This window comes from Ruegeria sp. A5 (assembly GCF_056543005.1).
In genome coordinates this window covers 943,139-965,939 of sequence record NZ_JBQGAV010000001.1, presented here as the reverse complement: position 1 = coordinate 965,939, position 22,801 = coordinate 943,139, and the positions used below count along the sequence as shown (strand labels likewise).

Sequence of the window (22,801 nt, the reverse complement as noted above, 5' to 3'; positions counted from 1 at the left end):
GGGCGTTTTCCGATCCGTCAAAGAAAGCGCAGTCTGTCCAGCGCGCCTTGCAGAATATAACCTGCTGCGACGTGATCAATAACCTGTCCGCGACGTTTTCGTGTCGTATCCGCCTCAAGCAGTGCTTTTTCTGCCGCAACGGTGCTTAGTCGTTCGTCCCAGAAACCGATGGGCAGATCGGTCAAACGGGTCATGTTTCGTGCGAAGGCGCGGGTTGACTGGCAGCGCGGCCCTTCGCTGCCATCCATGTTGCGCGGCAGTCCGAGGATAATGCCGCCGATCTCACGTTCGGTCACAATCTCGATCAAACGCGCGGAATCCAGTGTGAATTTCTTGCGTCGCACCGTCTCAAGCGGGGTGGCCACGCCGCGCATCCGGTCCGAGACGGAAACTCCGATGGTCTTTTCTCCCAGATCCAGCCCCATCAGGGCTGACATTGGGGGCAGGGATGCTGCGAAGTCTTCGAACGCGTCGTGGATCATTGAGCGATTCCGGCCTGCAGCGCGGCAGCGTCGATCATCTCCAACGCTTCGGCGTTACCCGCAAATACTTCCTTGGCTTCGTTCCTGATTTTGATGGCGCGTTGGCCTTCGCCCAGCACGCCCAAGGCGGCAATCAGGCGTGCCCACTCCTCGGGTGTCCCGCCCTCGGTCGCAAGGCGGTCCGAAAGGCCATCGACCATACCGCGGATCATTTCTTGTCGTTCTTCTGGCGACATCTCGGCAGCGGCATTTACATCGTCTTGGCTGGGGCCGGATGCAGCAGAAAAGTCGGGTGTGTTGAACACGCCTGCGCGGAATGCCAATTCATCGATCTGTGACCGGATGGCATTCGCCCATGGCGCGCCGGCCGGGGCGTCATTCAGGGTTTCGACCCAAACGCGATAAGCCATATCAGGCCGCCCGGTCTGTGCCAGCATCTGCCCCCAATAATACCGGGCAGGACCCAAGCGCTGATTGCGCTCAAGCGCCTGTCGCAAGGCGGCTTCCGCTTCCGGTGAGACGTAGCCGCCAGCGGCCAAAATCATCATCTCTGCCTGATCCGAATAGGCCTGAGCCGAGGCATTGTCACCCGACAGTTCGATCACACGGGTTTGTGCCTCATACCCTGCTTTGAAGTTCCCCGCGTTGGTTTCATGCTGTGCCAGCAGGGTATGGCCTTGCAGATCATCGGGGCGTTCGGCCACTGTTTCGCGCAGCCGGTTCAGCAAAGATGCATAGCTTTCGTCCAGCGGAGGCGTCTGGACCGGTGTGGCAATGCCCTCGGCCTCAGCCTGGCTGGGTCGATTTTCGCGCAGGTCTTCTGCCATTTCCAGACGAACTGAAAGGGGCATGTCAGGGAAACCGGCAGCACCCAACTGGCGATACATCGCCAACCCGCCACCAACCAGAACGGCGGCCATGGCGAGGAACGCAATTATGGTAACCAAGCGTGATGGCCCGGTGCCTTTGTCTTCATTGCGCATCTGCGCGTCTGCGGCCAGGATACGGCGCGAGATTTCCGTGCGTACACGCTCGGCATCAGCTTTCGCGATCACGCCGCGCGCCAAGTCTTTGTCAACGCCTGCTAGCTGTTCACGATAGACTCGCAGATCATAAGCAGCTGTCGGGCCGGTGCCGCGACGACCGCGAAGCATCGTGTAACCCAGAAAAATCGCGATCAGCAGCGCGATCAAGAAGATGAGAACCCAGAACGGCATGGTCCCTCCAAAATGGTTGCCCTGACTTAGACCTGTCGGCGCATGGAAAAAAGGGACAAATAGCCGCGAAGGGCGCTCATGTCGCAATAGTGCATTATTGCGGCGTTGCGCGGCAGGGTTAAAATGTACGGGCACGGCATACCTGCGCCCAATCATCGAAGACCGGACGGATTCGCACATGAAACACTACTCAGCCTTTGCTGTAGCGCGCGAAGCGCTGCGCAATCACACCGGATGGGAGCGCGCATGGCGTTCGCCGGAGCCTAAGAAGCGCTATGACGTCATTATCGTCGGGGCCGGCGGTCACGGTTTGGCAACAGCCTACTATCTTGGCAAGAACTACGGCATCCAGAACGTTGCCGTAATAGAAAAAGGCTGGTTGGGCGGTGGCAACACCGGTCGGAACACGACCATCATCCGATCGAACTATCTGCAGGATCCGTCAGCGGCGATTTACGAAAAGGCGCGCGGTCTCTACGAAGATCTGAGCCAGGAGCTGAACTATAACATCATGTTCAGCCCGCGTGGCGTAATCATGCTGGCGCAGACCCAGCACGAGATTCGCGGCTATCAGCGTACTGCGCATGCGAATGCGCTGCAGGGTGTTCAGACCGAATGGATTGGGCCCGAGCGTGTGAAAGAACTGGTGCCGATCATTAATCTGGAAGGTCCGCGCTATCCGGTTCTGGGCGGGCTTTGGCAGGAACGTGGTGGGACCGCGCGTCATGATGCGGTGGCATGGGGCTATGCCCGCGCGTGCTCGGCCATGGGTATGGACATCATCCAGAAATGCGAAGTCACCGGCGTCCGGTCCGAAAACGGTCGTGTTGTCGGGGTCGATACCACAAAAGGGGCAATCGATTGTGACAAGCTGGGGATCGTGGTTGCGGGGCATTCCGGCCAGTTGGCTGAGATGTCGGGTTTCCGATTGCCACTGGAAGCCGTCGCGCTGCAGGCGCTGGTATCCGAGCCGATCAAACCCTGCATGGATGTCGTTGTGATGGCGAACACCGTACACGGCTACATGTCTCAGTCCGACAAGGGCGAGATGGTGATTGGTGGTGGCACGGACGGGTTCAACAACTATACCCAGCGCGGCAGCTTCCATCATATCGAGGAAACGGTACGCGCATTGGTCGAAACTTTCCCGATGATCTCGCGCCTGAAAATGCTGCGCCAGTGGGGCGGTATTGTGGATATGACCGGCGACCGTTCACCCATCCTGTCGAAAACACCGCTTAATGGCTGCTTTATCAACGCAGGCTGGGGCACCGGCGGCTTCAAGGCCATTCCGGGATCGGGCTGGGGCATGGCACAGCTGATGGCCACGGGGCATTCACCACTGACCGAAGCCTTCTCGCTGGATCGTTTCAAAGAAGGCCGCTTCATCGACGAAAGCGTCGCGGCCGGGGTGGCGCACTGATGAAGATTTTTCGTCGAAAAATCTCGCACGCCCGTCACGCAGAATTTGCAGGCAGATACGTCTCGCCTGCTGCCAAGAGGATGATCACATGCTGATCTTGAAATGCCCCTATTGCGGCGTCGAAGCCGAAGAAACTGAACTGGCTGCAGGTGGCGAGGCGCATTTGAAGCGTTATGGCCCGGGCTCGTCAGATGATGAGTTCCACGACTACCTGTTCATGCGCGAAAACCCCAAGGGCGTTCATTTTGAACGCTGGCGCCATGCCAATGGGTGCGGCAAGTGGTTCCACGCCGCGCGCTGTACGAACACGCTTGAGGTCTTTGGCACCTATCCGGCGCAGACAACCGAGCCGCCCCAAGAGATCAAGGACGCCATCACCGCCAAGCGTCCCGGCTGGACGTGGAGAGAGTACAAATGATCTGTACAGCCATCCAAAATACCGCCTGCGAAAGGTCCGCATCATGAGCACCCGTCTCGCAAAACATGGCCGTTTGATTGATCGGTCGAAAAAGGTCAACTTCACCTTCAACGGCACCTCGATGCAGGGCTACGAGGGCGATACGCTCGCGTCTGCCTTGCTGGCAAATGATCAGATGATGATGGGCCGGTCGTTCAAGTATCACCGCCCGCGCGGCGTGGTCGCTAGTGGCGCGGAAGAGCCAAACGCTCTGGTCGGTCTGGGTGAGGGCAACCGGTTTGAGCCGAACCAGCGCGCCACCACGACAGAGCTGTTCAATGGTCTGGCATCCGCGTCACAGAACCACTGGCCGAACCTCGAGTTCGACATCGGCGCGATTAATACGCATCTGTCGCGGTTTCTGCCAGCCGGATTCTATTACAAGATGTTCATCCATCCGAAACCGTTCTGGAAACATGTTTACGAGCCGTTTATTCGCCAGTCGGCGGGTTTGGGCAAAGCGCCCGACAAGGACAACCGTGACGCGGACACATACGAGCATTTTTACGCCTTCACCGATGTCTTGGTGATTGGTGGTGGTATCGCGGGTTTGCAGGCCGCCAAGGTGGCAGCCCAAACCGGTGCCAAGGTGATGCTGATCGAGCAGACTGCGCACTGGGGTGGTCGTGCTCCGGTTGATGGCGGAACCATCAATGGTGAGCCTGTGGATAAGTTCGTGGAACAATTGGTTTCCGAAATCGAAACAATGGACAACGTCACCATGCGCAATCGCTGCATGGGTGCGGGGGTCTATGACCACGGTTATGTACTGGCTTATGAGCGTCTGACTGACCACAAGCCGGGTGTTCAGGGGCCGCGTCACCGCCTGTGGCGCATTCGTGCGAAGCAGGTCGTGACCGCGACTGGTGCGATTGAGCGTCCGCTGTCATTCGCAGGCAATGATGTGCCTGGCGTCATGCTGGCCTCTGCCATGCGCGACTATGTGGTCAACTGGGGCGTGACGCCGGGCGAGCGTGTGATTGTCGCCACCAACAATGATGACGCCTACCGGACTGCAATTACCTTGAAGCAGGCCGGTGTCGATGTCCTTCGCGTGGTTGACGCGCGCGACACCGCCGGACCCTTGGCCGAAGAGGCGCGCCAGTTGGGTATCCGCGTCGATCCGGGCAAGGCGATCGCAAAGGTCAAAGGCGGCAAGCGGGTCAAGAAAGTTGCGATCTGCAATCAAGAGGGGATCGGAGGCGCCCGGGAAGAGGTCGAATGCGATGCGATTGCCATGTCAGGTGGTTGGTCTCCGGTCGTGCATATGTGGTCGCATTGCGGCGGCAAGCTGATCTGGGACGAGGCGAACGCGCATTTCCGCCCCGATCCTTCGCGTCCTCCGCTGGGGGCCGACGGTGCAGGTTTTGTTCTGGCGGCAGGGGCTTCGAACGGCCCGCTGGCCCTGGGGGATGTCCTGAAGGATGCAGATACTGCCGGCAAAGCGGCAGCGAAGGCGGCCGGGTTCGCCGCGAAGCGCACCAAAGCGCCAGTTGGTGAGACTACGGCCGAGGCCCCAATGGCCGCTGTCTGGCTGATGCCTTCTAATGCCGAGATTGATCTGCGCATGAAATCGTGGCTGGACTTCCAGAACGACGTGAAAGTCTCGGACGTGCAACTGGCTGCGCGCGAGGGCTATGAAAGTGTCGAGCATACCAAGCGTTACACCACGCTGGGCATGGCAACGGATCAGGGTAAGTTGAGTAATATCAACGGTCTGGCAATCCTTGCTGATGCGCTGGATTCAGAGATCCCGAAGGTCGGTACCACCACCTTCCGCCCGCCATATACTCCAATCTCGATGGCTTCGATTGGTGGTGAAGCGCGTGGTGAGGTGTTCCAGCCGATCCGTCAAACGCCGATGCATAACTGGCACGATAAGAACGGGGCCGATTGGGAGCCGGTCGGCCATTGGCGTCGAACCTATGCCTATGTCCGTCCCGGTGAATCCGTGCATGACGCGGTGAACCGAGAGGTGAAAAACACCCGCGAAAACCTCGGGCTGTTGGACGCTTCGACACTCGGCAAGCTGATCGTCAAAGGCCCCGACGCAGGCAAGTTCCTGGACATGATGTACACCAACATGATGTCCACGCTGAAGGTCGGCAAATGCCGCTATGGCCTGATGTGTTCCGAGAATGGCTTCCTGATCGACGACGGCGTTGTTGCCCGCATCGATGAGGACACGTGGCTGTGCCACACCACCACCGGCGGGGCCGAGCGTATCCATGGCCACATGGAAGAATGGCTGCAGACCGAGTGGTGGGACTGGAAAGTCTACGTCGCGAACGTCACCGAGCAATATGCGCAGGTCGCCGTGGTAGGTCCGAACGCCCGCAAGGTACTTGAGAAGCTGGGCGGCATGGATCTGTCGAAAGAGGCGCTGCCCTTCATGGAATGGCGCGATGGCAAGATCGGCGCGTTCGACGCGCGGGCCTACCGTATCTCGTTCTCGGGTGAGCTGTCCTATGAGATCGCGGTCCCTGCAAGCCAAGGTCAGGCGTTCTGGGACGCTCTGATCGAGGCAGGGCAGGAGTTCGGAGTGATGCCATACGGCACCGAATGTCTGCATATTCTGCGTGCCGAGAAAGGCTTTATCATGATCGGCGATGAGACCGACGGCACCGTGATCCCGCAGGATCTGGGGCTGCACTGGGCGCTGTCCAAAAAGAAAGAGGATTACCTCGGAAAACGCGCCCATTCGCGGACCCATATGGCCGATCCTGAGCGCTGGAAACTGGTTGGTCTTGAGACTGTGGATGGATCGGTTCTGCCGGACGGTGCCTATGCGGTGGGCGAGGGCGTGAATGCGAACGGTCAGCGCAACATGATCGGTCGCGTAACTTCGACCTACTACTCGGCCAATCTGGGCAAAGGCATCGCCATGGGCCTGATCAAACACGGCCCCGACCGGATGGGCGAAGTGGTCGAGTTCCCGGGCACTGACGGCAAAACCTACAAGGCCAAGATCGTGGACCCGATCTTCTATGACAAGGACGGGGAGAAGCAGAATGTCTGAACCCATCAGCGCACTGAACCACGCCTCATATGATGGCATCGCCAAGATCGAGGAATGCGGCCTACAGGGCATGATCACACTGCGCGGTGATCTGTCGGATAAGGTACTGGCTAAGGCTGTCAAAGACGCCACCGGGCAGAAAGTGCCCGGTCAGCGTGAAGCGTTTGTGAATGGCGACACCGGTGTTTGCTGGATGTCCACCGACGAATTGCTGGTGCTTGTGCCTCATGCCGAGGTCGAGGCCAAACTGGCCGCGATGACCAACGCGCTAAGTGGTACGCACGCGCTGGCGGTCAACGTCTCCGACGCGCGGGCCGTATTCCGCGTTTCGGGCGCGAACGCACGCGAGGTATTGGGCAAGCTGGCTCCGGTTGAGCTGTCGGCCGAGGCATTCCAACCCGGCCAGATCCGCCGTTCGCGTTTGGCGCAGGTGGCAGGTGCCTTCTGGATGGACGACGCTGAGACTTTCCGCATCGTCTGCTTCCGCTCTACGGCGGACTATGCGTTCAAATTGCTGAAGGTTGCGGCGCAGCCCGGCAGCGAGGTCGGGGTTTATTAAGCCCTGATCGCTTGATGATATGCGGGTGAGGGGGCTTTGCCCCCTCGGCCTGCGGCCTCACTCCCAGGATATTTCTGTTTAGATGAAGGTCGGATCTCTGGTTCGGGTCTCAGGGGGTCGTGCTGAACAGGAATGTCGGGAACTGAGTGAGTGCACGCTGGCCCGTGAGGGCAGACTCACCGGTTTCGCCTGTGCGTGGGTCGTGGCATTGGCGATAGAAAGCCAGGTCTTCTGATAGTTTTTTCATGGCCGCGCTGCGGTTGTCTGCGCTCAGATAAGGTGCGTGCGTTGAGAGAAACAGCGCAGGGTTATCTTTTTCTAACCAAGGCAGCATAGAAGGGAGGACCGAAAATTCAGCGCCTTCGATATCCATTTTGACCAAAGAGACATCAGTCAGGTCGACGGATTCAGAAAATTGATCCCAACCGATGGTAAGTGCGTCGGTGCCATGGCTTCCTTCGTGGAGCAATGATGACGTTGAATCGCCTGCCTCTCCGTGCGCTGAAGCCATTCGTGTCACTCCAAACCCATCTGACAAGGCGATGCTGAAGGCTGATACGTTTCGGATGTCGTTCAGCTCTAGGTTCCAGACCAAATGGCGGTAAGCCACTGGGTCAGGCTCAAAACACCACACATGGCGAGCGCGGCGCGCGGCATAGAGGACCGTGGGGCCGATCCATGCACCGATATCAAGATAGTCCTTTTCGGGCGACAGATAGTGGTCCAGCACCGAAAATGTCTCGGGTTCCCACTCCCCGGCTGATACCTTGCGCCAGAATTTCGAGTGATAGGGGTCCAGGCGAAAGGGTTCACCGTTCAAGTTGCCCGCATAGTATCCGCGGGTGCGATAGAACATTTTGCGCGCCTGTGTCAGCATCGCGGACCTCCGGGTTTTTGTGTTGCGGCCCTTGACCTGCGGCGGCTGTCAAAGCATTTAACCTTTGGAACCGCAACATTCATTTTCAACAGGGGGCCGAGATGGCTTTTGAACTTCCTGATCTTCCTTATGCACATGACGCGCTGGCAGCCAAGGGTATGTCCGCGGAAACGCTGGAATATCACCATGACCTGCACCACAAGGCCTATGTCGACAACGGCAACAAGCTGATCGCCGGCACCGAGTGGGACGGCAAGTCACTGGAAGAGATCATCGTTGGCACATACGACGCAAATGCCGTCGCGCAGAACGGTATCTTCAACAACATCAGCCAGCTGTGGAACCACAACCAGTTCTGGGAGATGATGGGCCCCGGTGGCAACGCGATGCCCGGTGAGCTGGAGAAGGCTCTGACCGAGAGCTTTGGTTCGGTTGACGAATTCAAGTCGCAGTTCAGCGCTGCCGGTGCCGGTCAGTTTGGTTCCGGCTGGGCGTGGCTGGTCAAGAATGCCGACGGTTCGTTGGCAGTGACGAAAACTGAAAACGGCGTGAACCCGCTGTGCTTCGGTCAAACCGCACTGCTTGGCTGTGATGTGTGGGAGCACTCGTATTACATCGATTTCCGCAACAAGCGTCCGGCCTACCTGTCGAACTTCCTCGACAACCTGGTGAACTGGGAAAACGTAGCCTCGCGGATGTGATTTCCACTTGGTAGAACTTAATGAATGGCCCGCTGGCAGTGATGCTGGCGGGCTTTTTGTTATGAATTGATGGGTGGCCGGTAAAAACCTGCCGGTACGTCAACTTTCATTATCCCACCTATTGTGCACGGCCTTTCAGCACCTACGTAAAGTAGGCGGAGGCAGAGAACCGCCAATCAACCAAAAACCTATCAAAATGCGAGCGAAACACCAACGCCGCATCGTTAAACAGGTGTGTCTAAGGGACAGGCGAAGGCCAACCTAAGCGATACAGGAGATCACGAATGGCTGCACTTGAACAGGGAACATGGGTTATCATCGCCGATGGGGAAAAAGCGCTGGTGATGGAGAATATCACGGACGCACAGGACCCCAACTTGGTCGTCGTGTCGGTCGAAGAACAGGACGCAGCACCGACAAAGCCAAGTGACAGGGCAGGGCGGCGACCCGATACGGGACCGAACCAGAAATCTGCAGTTGAAGAGGAAACATGGAAGTCCCACGCAAAATCTCTGTTCGTTCAGGATGTGGCGAACCTTCTGAATCGCAAGGGGCTGAAAGGGGCCTATAAACGATTGGTATTGGTTGCCAGTCCGCATGTTCTGGGCCTGTTACGCCGTCGGCTGCACAGTGAAGTGCTGGCAAAGGTGGTGGCCGAGGTTGACAAAACACTCACAAACCACCCGTTGCACAAGGTCGAACGGATACTGAAGACCCGATTGGCAAAACCTGCCTAAACGAATGCCGACAATCGGGCGGTTTGCGCCGCCCGATTGCCAGTTTTTTAGTTCAGTAATTTGCGAAGCGCGGACATGGTCGCATCCGGTGTGTCGACCCAGGTGATGAATTCTGCCAGAGAACCATCTGCAAACCCCTGACCGATCAGTTGATTCAGCAGCGTGTGCAGCGTGTCCCAGTACCCGTCAACATTCATCACCAGAATGGGTTTGTCATGAAGCCCCAGTTGCCGCCATGTCAGTGCTTCGAAAAGTTCGTCCAATGATCCGGGGCCGCCGGGCAGGACAACTACGGCATCCGCGTTCATGATCATCACTTTTTTACGCTCGTGCATCGTCTCGGTCACGATGAACCGGGTAAGGTCGGTCTTGCCGACCTCGCGCTGAAGCAAGTGCACCGGGATCACCCCAAATGTATCGCCGCCGGACGATTGCGCTGCACGCGCGACCTCGCCCATAAGACCCACATCTCCGGCCCCGTAGACCAGCCGCCAGCCTTCGTTGGCCAACAAGGTTCCAAAGCTGTGGGCAGCGGCGGAGTAGGCAGGATTCACACCATTGCGTGACCCGCAATACACACAGACGGATTTCTGGGACATAGGTAGGGCTCTCTGCTCTTGTGTTAGGGGTTTTGACCCCTGATAGCGGGATTGATAGGTTGGCTCAACCGCTCCATGAAATGCGCGCCAAACTGGGCATTTCCCGGGCGGAGTGAAAGGAAAAGAATGAACGCCAAATCGGGAAGCGGAGGTTCTGGTACCTTCATATGGGGGCTGGTTGCCGGGATCGTTGTGGTGCTCGTTGCGGGCGGGTTGTACCTGTCCGGTCTGTTCGGCGAGCCGGAACAGCAGGCTGAGCAGGAAGCAACCGAAACATCCGAGCCGATTGCGGAGGTCGCCGAGCCGGAAACCCAGCCAGCGGAGGCGCAGCCCGAAAGCCAGGCGGCGGAAGCCGCCGAATCTGTTGCTGAAGACACACCGCCCGAGATTTCCGATCAAACTCCGGATAGCGAAGAAGCGGATGTTCCGGTTTTGGCCGCGCCGGTTCTGGATCAGATATTCGTTGAGTCCGATGGAAACGCGGTACTGTCCGGCAATGCCGAACCGGGGTCCGAGGTCAGTGTTCTGCTGGACGGTGAGACTGTTCACAGCTTCACCGTCGATGACAGCGGCCAGTTCGCCGAGTTTGTATCGATCCCGTTTGCAGACGACGCTCGCGGGCTTGTTCTTGAGACCCGGAAAGGCGAAGACACCAGCCGTTCAGATGATTATCTGATCGCGGCGTTGCCCGAACCCGCCCCACCGGCCGTGTCGGAGCCCGCTGCCGATGAGCCGGTCGAAGAGGTTGCCGAGGCACAGACGACGGATACGGAAACAACCGATCAGCAAGCAGCCAACCAAGCTGAAACCGAAGAGAATGAACCAGAAGTTGCAGGTGCCGCAACGCCACCTGTGAATGAGACCGCGCCCGCGACTGAAACTCAGCCGGAATCAGGCGACGCGCCTGACCAGCAGGTTGCGATCCTGCGCTCGGGCGAAGAAGGGGTTGAACTTTTGCAAGCACCCACTGTTCAGGATACGCCGCCAGAGCAGATTGCCCTGGACACGATTGGCTATTCGGACGCGGGTGATGTGGAATTGACCGGGCGGGCACAGGATGGATCGGCCGTACGCTTGTATCTGGACAACCAGCTTGTGGCCGACATTGCACCAGCGACTGACGGGCAATGGCGCGGCGAGGTCGAGGGCATTGACCCCGGAGTGTACACTCTGAGGGTGGATGAGGTTGCCCCTGATGGCACTGTGGTCAGCAGGCTTGAGACGCCGTTCAAACGCGAACCCGTCGAGGTCCTGCGCGCGACCGAAACCACCAATCCGGGTGAGGCCTCAACCGACGCTCCGGCGATCCGCTCGGTCACGGTTCAAAAGGGTGATACGCTTTGGGCGATCTCGCGCGACCGGTTTGGTGACGGTGTGCTGTATGTCAAACTTTTCGAGGCTAACAAAGATTCGATCCGTGATCCTGACCTGATCTATCCAGGGCAGATTTTCACCATTCCTGAATAAACATGACCACTGGCCCAACTGGGCCAGGGCAATTCTCTGACCGCAGTTAAGGTACGTGATGAGACAACCATCCGCGATCAAAACCGATACGGACGAGCATCGTTCGGGCTGGCGAACCATCCGCAAGGTTTCGCCCTATCTTTGGCCCGAGGACGAGCCATGGGTGAAACGGCGTGTCATTTTGGCGATGGCGATGCTGGTGCTGGCCAAGCTCATCGCTGTGTATACTCCAATCTTGTACAAAGGTGCCGTGGATGGTTTGGCGGGCGAAGGTGTACCGCCGCTTGCGTTGGGTGCGATCGGATTGACCGTTGCCTATGGTGTGGCCCGCATGATGACTGTTGGCTTCCAGCAATTGCGGGATGCGTTCTTTGCGCCGGTTGGGCAACGCGCGCTGCGAGCGCTGGCGCTTGAGACGTTCCAGCACATTCACCAGCTCTCGATGCGCTATCACGTGACCCGGCGCACGGGTGGTCTCAGCCGGATAATCGAGCGGGGCGTGAAAGGCGTAGAGTTTCTGTTGCGGTTTCTGCTGTTTTCAATCGGGCCGCTGATCCTGGAATTGCTTCTGGTGTCGATCATCCTGCTATGGTTATTCGACGTCTGGTATCTGGTTGTCGTTGCAGTGACGATTGCGCTTTATATATGGTTCACCTTTGCGGTGACCGAGTGGCGCGTGAAGCTGCGGCGCGAGATGAACGATCAGGATACCGAGGCCAACCAGCGCGCCATCGACAGCCTGCTGAACTTCGAAACAGTCAAGTATTTCAATGCCGAAACCCGTGAAGCCGAACGGTATGATGTTTCGATGAAGGGTTACGCGAAGGCCGCGCTGAAGACGGCCTATTCGCTGGCATTCCTGAATTTTGGCCAGTCGTTCCTGATCACATGCGGCCTGATTGGCGTGATGGTTCTGGCTGCAATGGGCGTGCAGAAGGGGGCGCTGACCGTCGGCGATTTCGTTATGGTTAATGCTTACATGATCCAGATAACCGTTCCGCTGAATTTTCTTGGCACGGTGTACCGCGAAATTCGTCAATCTCTGGTGGATATGGGGCAGATGTTTGATCTGTTGGAACAGCCAGCAGAAGTGATGGACAAACCCTGCGCCCCGAACCTGAAGGTAAATGGTGGGGAGGTCACGCTTGAAGATGTCCGCTTTGGATACGAGCCTGATCGCGAAATCCTCAAGGGCGTTTCCTTGACCGTACCAGCCGGTCAGACCGTTGCGATTGTCGGCGCCACCGGGTCTGGGAAATCCACAATCGGACGGCTGCTGTTTCGGTTTTACGATGTCACCGGCGGGTCGCTGAAAATCGACGGGCAGGATGTGCGCGATGTTAGCCAGTCAAGCCTGCATGCCTCGATCGGTGTCGTTCCGCAGGATACGGTCCTGTTCAATGACACGATTCGATACAATATCGCTTATGGACGCGAAGGCGCGACCCAGCAGGATGTAGAGACCGCCGCTAAATCCGCGCAGATTCATGATTTCATCGTCAGCCTTCCAGAAGGATACGATACCAAGGTCGGTGAACGGGGCTTGAAGCTGTCGGGTGGTGAGAAACAACGTGTCGGTATCGCGCGAACCTTGCTGAAGAACCCGCCGATCCTGTTGCTGGACGAGGCGACCTCGGCTTTGGACACGGATACCGAGCAAGACATCAAAGATGCTTTGGCCCGGGCGGGTGAGGGGCGGACGGTGATCACCATTGCACACCGCCTTAGCACCATTGCAGAGGCCGATCGGATCGTCGTTCTGGAACGTGGTGAGATCATCGAGCAGGGCACGCATGATGAGCTGCTCAGCCGCGAAGGGCGATATGCCCAGCTATGGAACCGTCAACAGGCCGACAGCGAAGCGGCCTAGGCCCGACAGCCTTGACTGCCTATGATTGTGCGGATCGGTTCGAAAAGAAAATCGGCTGCTGTGGTACGGTTTCCGTTTGACGCGGAACCGCCACCGCGACACTTTGCAGACCGAAACACAGCAAGGAAAAAATTCATGAAAATGCGAGCAGCAGCAGCGTTGACTGCAACACTGTTGATGGCCACTTCGGCGGCAGCCGAGGATCTGGAATTCTTGATTATCAACGAAACCAGCTATGACCTGGTTGAGTTCAACGTGTCCCCGGCCTCTTCCGGCAGCTGGGAAGGCAACCTGCTTGCGGGAGGTTATTTGGGCGCGGATTACGAAGTGGGCGTCCTCATTGCGGACGGGCTGACCACCTGTGTCTATGACATCCGTGGTGTTTTCAGCGACGGAGAATCGATTGAAGATTATGGTCTGAACCTGTGCGATCTGGGCGAATACGCGTTCGTAGAGTAATAGCTCTGCCAGAAACGAAAAGGCGAGCCCGAGGGCTCGCCTTTTTTTATTCCGCCGCCTTCAACGGTGTTGTCGGGGGATGATCGGGGCGGTCATCTTGGGCGCTTTGATCTGGGGCAGTTCTGTCCCGTTCGTCGGTCCAGATCATTTCGGCTGCCTGCACATCTCGCGCGCTCTGGCCGATTGCCATGTCCTGCGCGATTTGGCTGGATCGACCCGCCGTGGCGCGTGCCAGCGCCTTACCCAGCCATACCGCGTAGGTTGTGACCCACACTCGCAGCGCCAGGAATGAAGGCGTGACGATCAGCGTCAACACCGTGGCGGTACCCAAGCCAAAGACCACCGCCGTGGCCAGCTGTTTCCACCACAGTGCCGTGGGGCTGTCGATCGAATACCCTCCGCCGATGAAATCCAGCGACAGGCCGAACATCATCGGGGTCAGACCCGCCATTGTTGTCAGCGTAGTCAGCAGAACCGGACGGATGCGCGCCTCAGCCGTGCGGACAATTGCATCAATGCGAGACATGTAGCCGCTATATTCCTGATAGGTGTCGATCAGAACAATGTTGTTGTTCACCACGATACCGGCCAACGCCACGATCCCGGTCCCGGTCATGATGATCGAGAACGGTTGTTGCATTACCATCATGCCCAGCAACACGCCGGTCGTAGACAGAACCACGGCCAGCAGCACCAGCACCGAGTTGTAGAACGAGTTGAACTGCGCCAGCAGGATCACGAACATCAGACCCAGTGCTGCCAGGAATGCGCTGGACAGGAACGCCTGGCTTTCAGCCTGATCCTCCTGATCGCCGGTCCATTCCCAAGTGATGGTGCGACCAAAAGGATCGGTTTCCAGCCACTCGGTCAGCACGGCAATCCGTTCGTTCGGATTTATCAGGGCAAACCGAGCGTCACCACTTTCGATGGCGGACCGCACTTCACCCACGTTCTCGGCACCCGTTAGTTGAACGAGTTCGAACTCTGCTCCGTCCGCGCTGGTAATCGTGGTGCCAGTTGGTGTGGCACCTTCGCCAATCGCGCGCACGGTTGCCAAACGCAGCTCTGCACCGTCAGGACCGGTGGTCACGATCTTGCTCAGCCCAGGCTCGACATCCGCTTTAACGTCATAGTAGCGCTGTTGATCCGCGCGATTGATCTCGGCGAGCTTAGCCACGGGTTTGCGGGTGACGAAGTTCGACAGGGGGACCAACCCGTCCGGTGTGCGAACTTTCAGCGTATCCAGCGTTGACAGGACGCGATCCTGATCAGGTAGGCGGACGCGGATTTCTACCTCTTCATCGGTTGAATCCGGCCGCATTTCACCCAGCAAGATGCCACGCGTCACAAGCTGTACCATCGCGCCAACGGTTGCGACGTCCGCGCCGAATCGACCCGCCTTGGCCACGTCCACGTCGATCTGCCAGTCGATGCCGGGCAGGGGCAGGGTGTCCTCGATCTTGATCAAGCCGGGTGTGGTGTCAAAGGCTTCTCGTGCTGTGACGGTCGCGGCCGTCAGATCCTCCCAGCTATCGCCTTTGATGCGCAGATGAACGGGCTTGGCGGAAGCAGGACCTTGTTCCAGCGCCTGAAGATCAACGATAAAACCAGGAAGGGTTGCCAGCTCTGCGGTTAGTTCGTCCAGAACAAAATTGCCGTCATATTCCGCCGCGACTTCTTCCTTTGCAAAGCCAAGTAGACCTGCAATCGGTCCCCAGAACCAACCGGTAATCTGTTCAGAGCTGATTGGGCGATCTTCCCAAGGAATGAGTTCGAACTGGACGCGACCAATTGTGTCGGCGGGGGCTTCTGCACCGCCATTGTTCTGATTGAGCCCGCCTTCGCCCGCAAAGGCAAATACGTTGATCACCGCCGGGTGTTCGCTGATCACGCGCTCGGCCTCAAGAACCATTTCGTCCTTTTCAGCCAGAGACAGGTTGCCGCGCGCCCGGACATAGGCCGTGGCCTGTTCCGGTTCGCTTTCCACGAAGAATTCAACGCCGCGAGAGTTTTGCGGGAATATGATGAATGCGACCCAAAACACCGCCGCAAAGACGACTGCGATGGACACCACCGGCATGACCGGATTGCCGACCAGGAACTTGATCACATAACCGAAGGGCGTGTGCTCTTTAGCGGTATGAACATGTTCATCCGGGGCGCGTTCGATCTTGGCAGCACTCAGCGTGACCGACCCAGCGAAGGCGCCGAACAGAAACAGCAGCACGCCAGCAAGTGAACCGCCGGGCAGCAGATAGTTGGGGTTCAAAACCTGCATCGCGCCGAGGAAGATCATATATAGTGAAGGCGGCACCAGAAGCACTCGCAGCCACCAAGGCGTGCGGGCTCGCAGCCAGTTCGAGCTGCGCTCGAAACTGCGGCTCATACGGCCCGAGACACCGCCCACGACCGGCAGGTAGATCAGTGCCACAATCAGCGAGGCCGACAGAACGAAGATCAGCGTGATGGGCAGCATCTTCATGAACTCGCCGGGAATACCGGGCCAGAACAACATCGGAAGAAATGCACACAGTGTTGTGGCCGTCGACGAAACAATCGGCCAGAACATCCGTTGCGCCGCCTCGACATAGGCGTGCATCGGACCAACGCCTTCTTTAATGCGCTTATCGGCATATTCCACAACAACGATGGCGCCATCGACCAGCATGCCCACGGCAAGGATCAGGCCAAACATCACCATATTCGAGATGGTGACCCCGATCATCGCGAGGAAGGCGAAGCACAACAGAAACGAGGTTGGAATGGCAAAACCCACCAACAACGCGGCGCGTGTTCCCAACGAAGCCAGCACCACGATCATCACGAGCGCGACGGCGGTCAGAACCGATCCTTCAAGCTGGCGCACCATTGAATCGACGATGCGGCTTTGGTCGTTTGAGGTGCCCACATCAACAGCGGCCTGCAGTTCGGCTGGCCACTTGATTTGTTCTTCGGCGACAGTGGCTTTGATCAGCGCAACGGTGTCGATCAGATTGAAGCCCTTGCGCTTGACGACCTGCAACGCGACGGTGGGTTCGCCGTTGAACCGGGCCGTGCCCGCGCGGTCTTCAAACGTATAGTTGATTTCGGCCAGTTCGCCTAAGGTGACCACGCGGTCTCCGTTGACCTTTACGGGCAGGCCATAGACGTCCTGAGCAGTCTTAAATGACGACGGGATCTTGACCGAGAACGTGCCCTGTTCGGTCTCGACCTCACCTGCAGCGATCAGTTGGTTGTTGTTTTGCACAACGTTGATCAGTTCGGCGGCCGTGACGTTGTAGGCTTCGAGCCGCAGCGGATCGATCACGACCTCAAGCATTTCATCGCGGTTTCCGGCAATGCCAGCTTCCAGCACTGCGTCCAACGCCTCAAGTTCGTCCTGCAGATCTTTGGCAACGCGCGCCATTGTACGCTCTGGTACCGGGCCGGTCAGGTTAACAATGACGATGGGAAACTCGGAGAAGTTGACCTCGGTAATCGTGTATTGCTCAGCCCCATCAGGGAAATCAGCTTGCGCGGTGTTCATGGCATCGCGAACATCGGCGATGGTGGCGGATTTGTCCCAACCGAACTCGAACTCCAGCAGAATGCCTGCGTAGCCCTCGGCGGCGGTGGCGGTCATCGTGTCCAACCCGTCGAGATCGGCCATCTCGGTTTCCATCGGCCTGATCAGCAGGCTTTCGCTGTCCTCGGCTGAAATCCCTGGAAACTGCACCGACACAAAGAGCATCGGGATATCGATGTCGGGTTCACCCTCTTTTGGGAGCCCGACATAAGCATACCCGCCGATAACCAGCGAAATCGCGATGAAAGCCAGCACCATTCTGGCACGGCTTGCGGCCCAACTGACAATACCCGTCATTGCGATGCTTCCCTGTATGTCGGCGCGACCGTCACACCACGTGTGACGAATTCCTGCCCGATCACGATGATATCAGCAGTTTCCGGCAGGCCACCAACCCATACACCATCAGCGGTGTCACGCAGAAGGCGGATCGGAACAAAATCAACGACATTGTCGGCTACCACGGTGCGAACACCAAGCTCACCTTCATTGTTCAAGGTCAGTGCGGATTGGGGCAGCAGATGTGCCTTGACCCCTTCGGCCGCGATCTGAATGTTGGCGGTTTGGCCGTCACGGATCAGCAGTTCCGGGTTTGGCACTGTGATCTCGACCTCGAATGTCCGCGTGGTTTCATCGGCCGAACGGCTGAGGAAGGTCACGCGCCCCTCGACCTGCAGACCCGTAACCAACTGCGCAGTTGCCATCGATCCGACAATGATCCGATTCACTTCGGATTCAGGCACAAAACCCACCAGCTTGATCGGATCGAGCTGGATGACGGTTGCGCAGAGCGAGCCGGGCTGCATCAGGCTGCCCAATTCCGCAGTATCACTTTCAAGCAGACCCTTGAACGGTGCGCTGATGGTCAGGCGATCAATCTCGCGCTGGGCTGCTGCTACTGCTGCGGTGGCGGCTTCAATCCCGGCTTGCGTAGCTTCCAGACCGGCCTCGGCGGATTTGATTCCGGCCTCGGCAGTGCTCATTTCGGCTTCGCTTGAGATACGGCGCGTTTCTGATCCAAACCCGGTTTCCGACAGCTTGCGGGCTGCTTTCAGATTGATTTCGGCTTCAGCCAAACGGGCGTGAGCTTCTTCCAGGCGCGCTTCGGCCTCGGGAACGCGGCTTTCGGCCTCAAGCTTGGCTGCCATGGCTTCGGCCAGGCTCGCGGGCCGGGTTCCGGGGTCAAGCTCGCACAGCAGATCTCCTGCTTCGACAAATGCTCCTTTGCGCTTGGGCTCGGACAGGACTGTCGAAATGGTTTCGGCAAGGACCTCGACCTGGCGGTTTGCCTTGGTCTGACCCCGTAATTGAACGGCGCTGCCGATCTCGCGCGCAGTTGAGCGCAGCACAACAACGCCGATCGAGTCCGGTGATTGCACCGATTCCGAGACCTCGGTCGCGGTCTCGGATGGCTCGTCTCCGCGACCTGCAAAAGCAAACAGCGCGTCGCGCTCAAAAACAAGAAAATACAACGCAACAATAACCAAAATGGCGTTAACGAATGAAATCAATCGCATGCGGTAGAATCTCCAGATCTGTTCGCGCGGTCGGCTTTAGCCGCTATCCCTTAAAATGGGGCTGTGGCCATGTCTTTTCCATACTGAACTGAATAGTTCGGTTTAGTTTTTTACGCAAGGGTCACCCACATGGTGGCAAATGTATGAATTCGGGCACTTGGCTTGGCCTGATCGCCGGGGTATGACATGGCGCTAGAAAACCGGACACTTAAGCCTGGGGGCAGGGATGAGCGACGCCGACAGTTTTATTGAAGAGGTCACCGAAGAGGTGCGCCGCGATCGCATGTACCTTCTTTTGCGCCGTTGGGGCTGGGTTGGTGTGCTGGCTGTCGTGGCCATTGTCGGGGGCGCTGCGTTCAACGAATACCGAAAAGCACGTGATACCAACCAGGCCGAGGCTCTGGGTGATGCGATTCTGTCGGCGCTGGCTGAAAACGGATCTGCCGAGCGGGCACAAAGCCTGCAGGCGATCGATGCTGCATCTGTCGGCGGTGACGCGGTTTTGAACATGTTGCTGTCCGCCTCTCAGGCCGAGGCCGGATCGGCGCAAGATGCGGTGAACAGTCTGAACGCGATCACCACGCAGGGGGATTTGCCCGAAATCTATCGCGCGATTGCAAGTTTCAAGGCATTGCTACTGCAAACTGACACGATGCCAGTGGCGGATCGTCGTCAACAGTTCGAAGCGCTGGCCATACCTGGTGCTCCTTTGCGTCTGCTCGCCGAAGAACAATTGGCCCTGATCGATGTGGCCGAGGGCAATACGCAAGCCGCTTTGGACCGTTTGCAGGCGTTGCGCCAGGACGCCGAGGCCAGCGTCGATCTGCAACAGCGCGCGGCTCAACTGATCGTCGCGCTTGGGGGCGAACCCGAGCCCGTGGCGAACCAGCAGGGTTAACCGGCAGCGAAACGGAACATCACAGGCGAGTTTGTAGATTATGCTATCACGTTATTTCTCAGGCTTCGGATTGCCCGTTGCGGCAGCCGCGCTCACCGTTCTCAGCGCCTGTCAGGAACCCGAAGTCATTCTGCCGGGTGAGCGTGAGGATATTCGTGCCTCCATCGACAACGAAACCGTTGAAACCCGTGGCGCCAAACCGATCAGTATTCCGGCTCAAAGCCGCAACGCCAACTGGTCGCAAAGCGCGGGTACACCCGCCTTCCGCACTACCAACGCAGCGCTGAGTGCCACACCGCAACGTATTTGGTCTGCTAACATTGGGTCCGGCGATAGCCGAAAACAGCGGATCACCGCAGACCCTGTTGTTGCTGGTGGCCTGATATATACGCTCGATTCCGGGGCAAATGTCTCGGCTGTTACGCCCCAAGGGCAGGTCGCCTGGAGCACAAACCTTATCCCGCCGAATGAAAAGGACGGGGATGCCACAGGCGGAGGGCTCGCCTATGCCGACGGTGTGCTTTATGTCTCGTCGGGTTTCGGTAGGCTGACCGCGCTCGATGCGAAATCCGGGGCGCAAAGGTGGCAGAAACGTCTGAATGCAACTGGCAGCGGTGCTCCATTGGTTAGCGGCGGCATACTCTATCTGGTGGCCGGGGACGAAACCGGTTGGGCGGTGAATACCAAGGATGGGCGGATCATCTGGCAAATCGAAGGCACGCCGAGCGTCGGCAACGTTCTGGGTGCACCTGCGCCCGTGATTGCCTCGGACTTGTCAGTCTTTGCCTTTGGATCGGGTGATGTCGCGGCAACATTCCGCCGGGGCGGTATTTTACGCTGGAACGCGTCCGTTGCAGGCGGGCGTCGGGGCCGAGCGGCAGCTCAGATCGTGGATGTGACCGCCGGGCCCATGGTGTCGGGTAGTTCGGTCATAATCGGCAACCACTCGGGGCGCACGGTTTCCTTCGACGGGAATTCGGGTGAGCGGAACTGGACTGCACCGGAGGGGGCCGTTGACACAGTCTGGCCGGCGGGGAACAGTGTTTTTCTGATCAGTGATCGCAGTCAATTGGTACGGTTGGATGCAGCCGATGGCTCGACTGTCTGGGCCATCGATCTGCCGGGCTTCGTCAAGAACAAGCCGGGCCGCCGGGGTCCGATCTTTGCCCATTACGGCCCGATCATGGCCGGTGGACGCCTTGTCGTGGCTTCGAACGACGGCTATCTGCGCTTCTTCAATCCCGTCGACGGAGCGCTGGTGCATCAGGTCGAAGTGCCGGGTGGCGCGACCACGGCACCGGTTGTGGCGGGTCAGACGCTGTATGTTGTGTCGACCAAGGGCGAACTGCACGCTTTCCGTTGACGACAAGATGCGTTAAAGGGCGCATCTTGAGTCTTGAAAGTTGAGTATCATGTCGCTGACCCTCGCCATCGTGGGGCGCCCGAATGTGGGCAAATCCACTCTGTTCAATCGCCTTGTGGGCAAACGCCTGGCATTGGTCGACGACCAGCCCGGCGTAACGCGTGACCTGCGCGAAGGTGAAGGGCGGCTGGGCGACTTGCGTTTTACCGTGATCGACACGGCGGGTCTTGAGGACGCAACCGATGACAGCTTGCAAGGTCGGATGCGCCGCCTGACCGAGCGTGCAGTGGACATGGCCGATGTATGCCTGTTCATGATTGACGCGCGGGTGGGCTTGACGCCCACGGACGAAATGTTCGCCGAGATTCTGCGTAAGCGCTCCAAACACGTGATCCTGGCAGCGAACAAGGCCGAAGGGAACGCGGCTGATGCGGGCGTGCTTGAAGCATACAACCTTGGCCTTGGCGAGCCGGTGCGTCTGTCGGGCGAACATGGCGAGGGGATGACGGACCTCTATGCGCAGTTGATGCCACTGGCTGACGCGGCTGAAGAGGCGCGCGTAGAAGAGACACCGCAAACCGATATCGAGCTGGACGAAGACGGGGAAGGCGAAGCCCCGCTGATCACCGCTGACAAACCCCTGCAAGTCGCTGTAGTTGGCCGTCCGAATGCCGGTAAATCCACACTGATCAACAAGATCATCGGCGAGGATCGATTGCTGACTGGCCCCGAGGCCGGGATCACGCGCGACGCGATCAGCTTGCGGATCGACTGGGCCGACCCTGATGGGGACAGCACCCCAATGCGGATATTTGATACCGCCGGTATGCGGAAGAAGGCCAAGGTGCAGGAGAAGCTTGAGAGACTCTCGGTTTCTGACGGGCTGCGCGCAGTCAAGTTTGCCGAGGTCGTCGTCGTGTTGCTGGATGCGGCTATCCCATTCGAGCAACAGGACCTGCGCATTGCCGATCTGGCCGAACGTGAGGGTCGTGCTGTGGTCGTCGCCGTCAACAAATGGGACATCGAAGAAGACAAACAGGAAAAGCTGCGCGACCTAAAAGAATCCTTCGAACGTCTGCTGCCGCAGTTGCGTGGTGCTCCTTTGATCACCGTGTCGGCAAAAACAGGCCGCGGTCTGGAACGTCTGCGCGCCGCGATCCTGCGTGCCCATGATGTTTGGAACCGCCGGGTGCCGACCGCAGCGCTGAACCGTTGGCTGACCGCCATGCTGGAACAGCACCCGCCGCCCGCGCCGCAGGGGCGCCGGATCAAGCTGCGGTATATGACGCAGGCCAAGACCCGCCCGCCCGGGTTTGTGGTCATGTGTTCGCATCCGGACAAGATGCCTGACAGCTATTCGCGTTATCTGGTCAACGGCCTGCGCGAGGATTTTGATATGCCGGGCACCCCTATCCGCCTGACGTTGCGCGGACAGGGGGATAAGAACCCCTACAAAGGGCGGCGCAAGAAAAACGCAGGCGCACTGGCCAAGCATCTCAAGGGACGGGCGTAACTGCGCTAATTTCAAGCATTTTCAGAGAGGGGGCGTGACAGCCCCGTTTCTGCGCGTTAGCATTCAAGCACGTGCATT

18 protein-coding genes are annotated in these 22,801 nt (G+C 58.4%); 12 read left to right on the top strand and 6 right to left on the bottom strand.

Annotated elements, in window-relative coordinates:
* Positions 1 to 17 precede the first annotated feature (17 nt).
* Positions 18 to 482: a Holliday junction resolvase RuvX gene (gene ruvX / locus ACR0AY_RS04865; RefSeq protein WP_170403288.1), complete on the bottom strand. Its 465-nt coding sequence runs from the start codon at positions 480 to 482 to the stop codon at positions 18 to 20.
* Entirely contained in the window at positions 479 to 1,699 is a 1,221-nt protein-coding gene (ccmI, locus tag ACR0AY_RS04860) for a c-type cytochrome biogenesis protein CcmI (protein ID WP_480453774.1), read from the bottom strand. The genes ruvX and ccmI overlap by 4 nt, the downstream gene beginning before the upstream one ends.
* A 178-nt stretch (positions 1,700 to 1,877) precedes the next feature.
* Here ccmI and ACR0AY_RS04855 point away from each other — a divergent pair, with 178 nt between their 5' ends.
* From ACR0AY_RS04855 to ACR0AY_RS04840, 4 genes are all read left to right on the top strand, one after another.
* Complete coding sequence (locus ACR0AY_RS04855) at positions 1,878 to 3,122, top strand: sarcosine oxidase subunit beta family protein (protein ID WP_480453772.1); 1,245 nt, start codon at positions 1,878 to 1,880, stop codon at positions 3,120 to 3,122.
* Positions 3,123 to 3,210: 88 nt separating this feature from the next.
* Entirely contained in the window at positions 3,211 to 3,540 is a 330-nt protein-coding gene (locus tag ACR0AY_RS04850) for a sarcosine oxidase subunit delta (protein ID WP_170396347.1), read from the top strand.
* 43 nt (positions 3,541 to 3,583) lie between these two features.
* A complete protein-coding gene (locus ACR0AY_RS04845; protein ID WP_170512853.1) occupies positions 3,584 to 6,598 on the top strand; it encodes a sarcosine oxidase subunit alpha family protein in 3,015 nt (1,004 codons plus the stop codon).
* Entirely contained in the window at positions 6,591 to 7,157 is a 567-nt protein-coding gene (locus ACR0AY_RS04840) for a sarcosine oxidase subunit gamma family protein (RefSeq protein ID WP_170512855.1), read from the top strand. The genes ACR0AY_RS04845 and ACR0AY_RS04840 overlap by 8 nt, the downstream gene beginning before the upstream one ends.
* Positions 7,158 to 7,266: 109 nt before the next feature.
* Here ACR0AY_RS04840 and ACR0AY_RS04835 read toward each other — a convergent pair whose 3' ends face one another.
* A complete protein-coding gene (locus ACR0AY_RS04835) occupies positions 7,267 to 8,034 on the bottom strand; it encodes an FkbM family methyltransferase (RefSeq protein ID WP_170512858.1) in 768 nt (255 codons plus the stop codon).
* Positions 8,035 to 8,135: 101 nt separating this feature from the next.
* On the opposite strand from ACR0AY_RS04835, the gene ACR0AY_RS04830 reads away from it, so the two are divergent.
* Together ACR0AY_RS04830 and ACR0AY_RS04825 are read left to right on the top strand one after the other, a co-directional pair.
* Entirely contained in the window at positions 8,136 to 8,735 is a 600-nt protein-coding gene (locus ACR0AY_RS04830; RefSeq protein WP_113789565.1) for a superoxide dismutase, read from the top strand.
* A 284-nt stretch (positions 8,736 to 9,019) separates the two neighbouring features.
* Positions 9,020 to 9,472, top strand: a complete 453-nt coding sequence (locus tag ACR0AY_RS04825) for a baeRF12 domain-containing protein (protein WP_170396355.1) — start codon at positions 9,020 to 9,022, stop codon at positions 9,470 to 9,472.
* Between the two features lie 47 nt (positions 9,473 to 9,519).
* Here ACR0AY_RS04825 and ACR0AY_RS04820 read toward each other — a convergent pair whose 3' ends face one another.
* Complete coding sequence (locus tag ACR0AY_RS04820; RefSeq protein WP_170396357.1) at positions 9,520 to 10,071, bottom strand: TIGR00730 family Rossman fold protein; 552 nt, start codon at positions 10,069 to 10,071, stop codon at positions 9,520 to 9,522.
* 126 nt (positions 10,072 to 10,197) lie between these two features.
* Here ACR0AY_RS04820 and ACR0AY_RS04815 point away from each other — a divergent pair, with 126 nt between their 5' ends.
* The 3 genes from ACR0AY_RS04815 to ACR0AY_RS04805 all read left to right on the top strand — a co-directional run bounded on the left by ACR0AY_RS04815 (position 10,198) and on the right by ACR0AY_RS04805 (position 13,867).
* Positions 10,198 to 11,538 (top strand): LysM peptidoglycan-binding domain-containing protein, encoded by a 1,341-nt coding sequence (locus tag ACR0AY_RS04815; RefSeq protein WP_170512860.1) that lies wholly within the window; start codon positions 10,198 to 10,200, stop codon positions 11,536 to 11,538.
* A gap of 58 nt (positions 11,539 to 11,596) precedes the next feature.
* On the top strand, positions 11,597 to 13,408 hold the full coding sequence (locus ACR0AY_RS04810; RefSeq protein ID WP_170512862.1) for an ABCB family ABC transporter ATP-binding protein/permease: 1,812 nt from the start codon (positions 11,597 to 11,599) through the stop codon (positions 13,406 to 13,408).
* Positions 13,409 to 13,543: 135 nt separating this feature from the next.
* The gene (locus tag ACR0AY_RS04805) at positions 13,544 to 13,867 is read left to right on the top strand and encodes a hypothetical protein (protein WP_170512864.1); all 324 of its coding nucleotides are present in this window, start codon (positions 13,544 to 13,546) and stop codon (positions 13,865 to 13,867) included.
* A 46-nt stretch (positions 13,868 to 13,913) separates the two neighbouring features.
* On the opposite strand, the gene ACR0AY_RS04800 is transcribed toward ACR0AY_RS04805, so the two are convergent.
* A complete protein-coding gene (locus ACR0AY_RS04800; protein ID WP_170512866.1) occupies positions 13,914 to 17,729 on the bottom strand; it encodes an efflux RND transporter permease subunit in 3,816 nt (1,271 codons plus the stop codon).
* Positions 17,726 to 18,949 (bottom strand): efflux RND transporter periplasmic adaptor subunit, encoded by a 1,224-nt coding sequence (locus tag ACR0AY_RS04795; protein ID WP_170512868.1) that lies wholly within the window; start codon positions 18,947 to 18,949, stop codon positions 17,726 to 17,728. Before ACR0AY_RS04795 ends, ACR0AY_RS04800 begins: the two co-directional genes overlap by 4 nt.
* A 226-nt stretch (positions 18,950 to 19,175) precedes the next feature.
* Between ACR0AY_RS04795 and ACR0AY_RS04790 the strand changes: the two genes are divergently transcribed.
* From ACR0AY_RS04790 to der, 3 genes are read left to right on the top strand one after another with little or no spacing between them, the layout of a single operon-like run.
* Positions 19,176 to 19,847: a hypothetical protein gene (locus ACR0AY_RS04790; protein WP_170512870.1), complete on the top strand. Its 672-nt coding sequence runs from the start codon at positions 19,176 to 19,178 to the stop codon at positions 19,845 to 19,847.
* 40 nt (positions 19,848 to 19,887) lie between these two features.
* On the top strand, positions 19,888 to 21,210 hold the full coding sequence (locus tag ACR0AY_RS04785) for an outer membrane protein assembly factor BamB family protein (protein ID WP_170396372.1): 1,323 nt from the start codon (positions 19,888 to 19,890) through the stop codon (positions 21,208 to 21,210).
* A gap of 49 nt (positions 21,211 to 21,259) precedes the next feature.
* A complete protein-coding gene (gene der, locus ACR0AY_RS04780; protein WP_170597963.1) occupies positions 21,260 to 22,723 on the top strand; it encodes a ribosome biogenesis GTPase Der in 1,464 nt (487 codons plus the stop codon).
* The last annotated feature ends 78 nt before the right edge of the window (positions 22,724 to 22,801 follow it).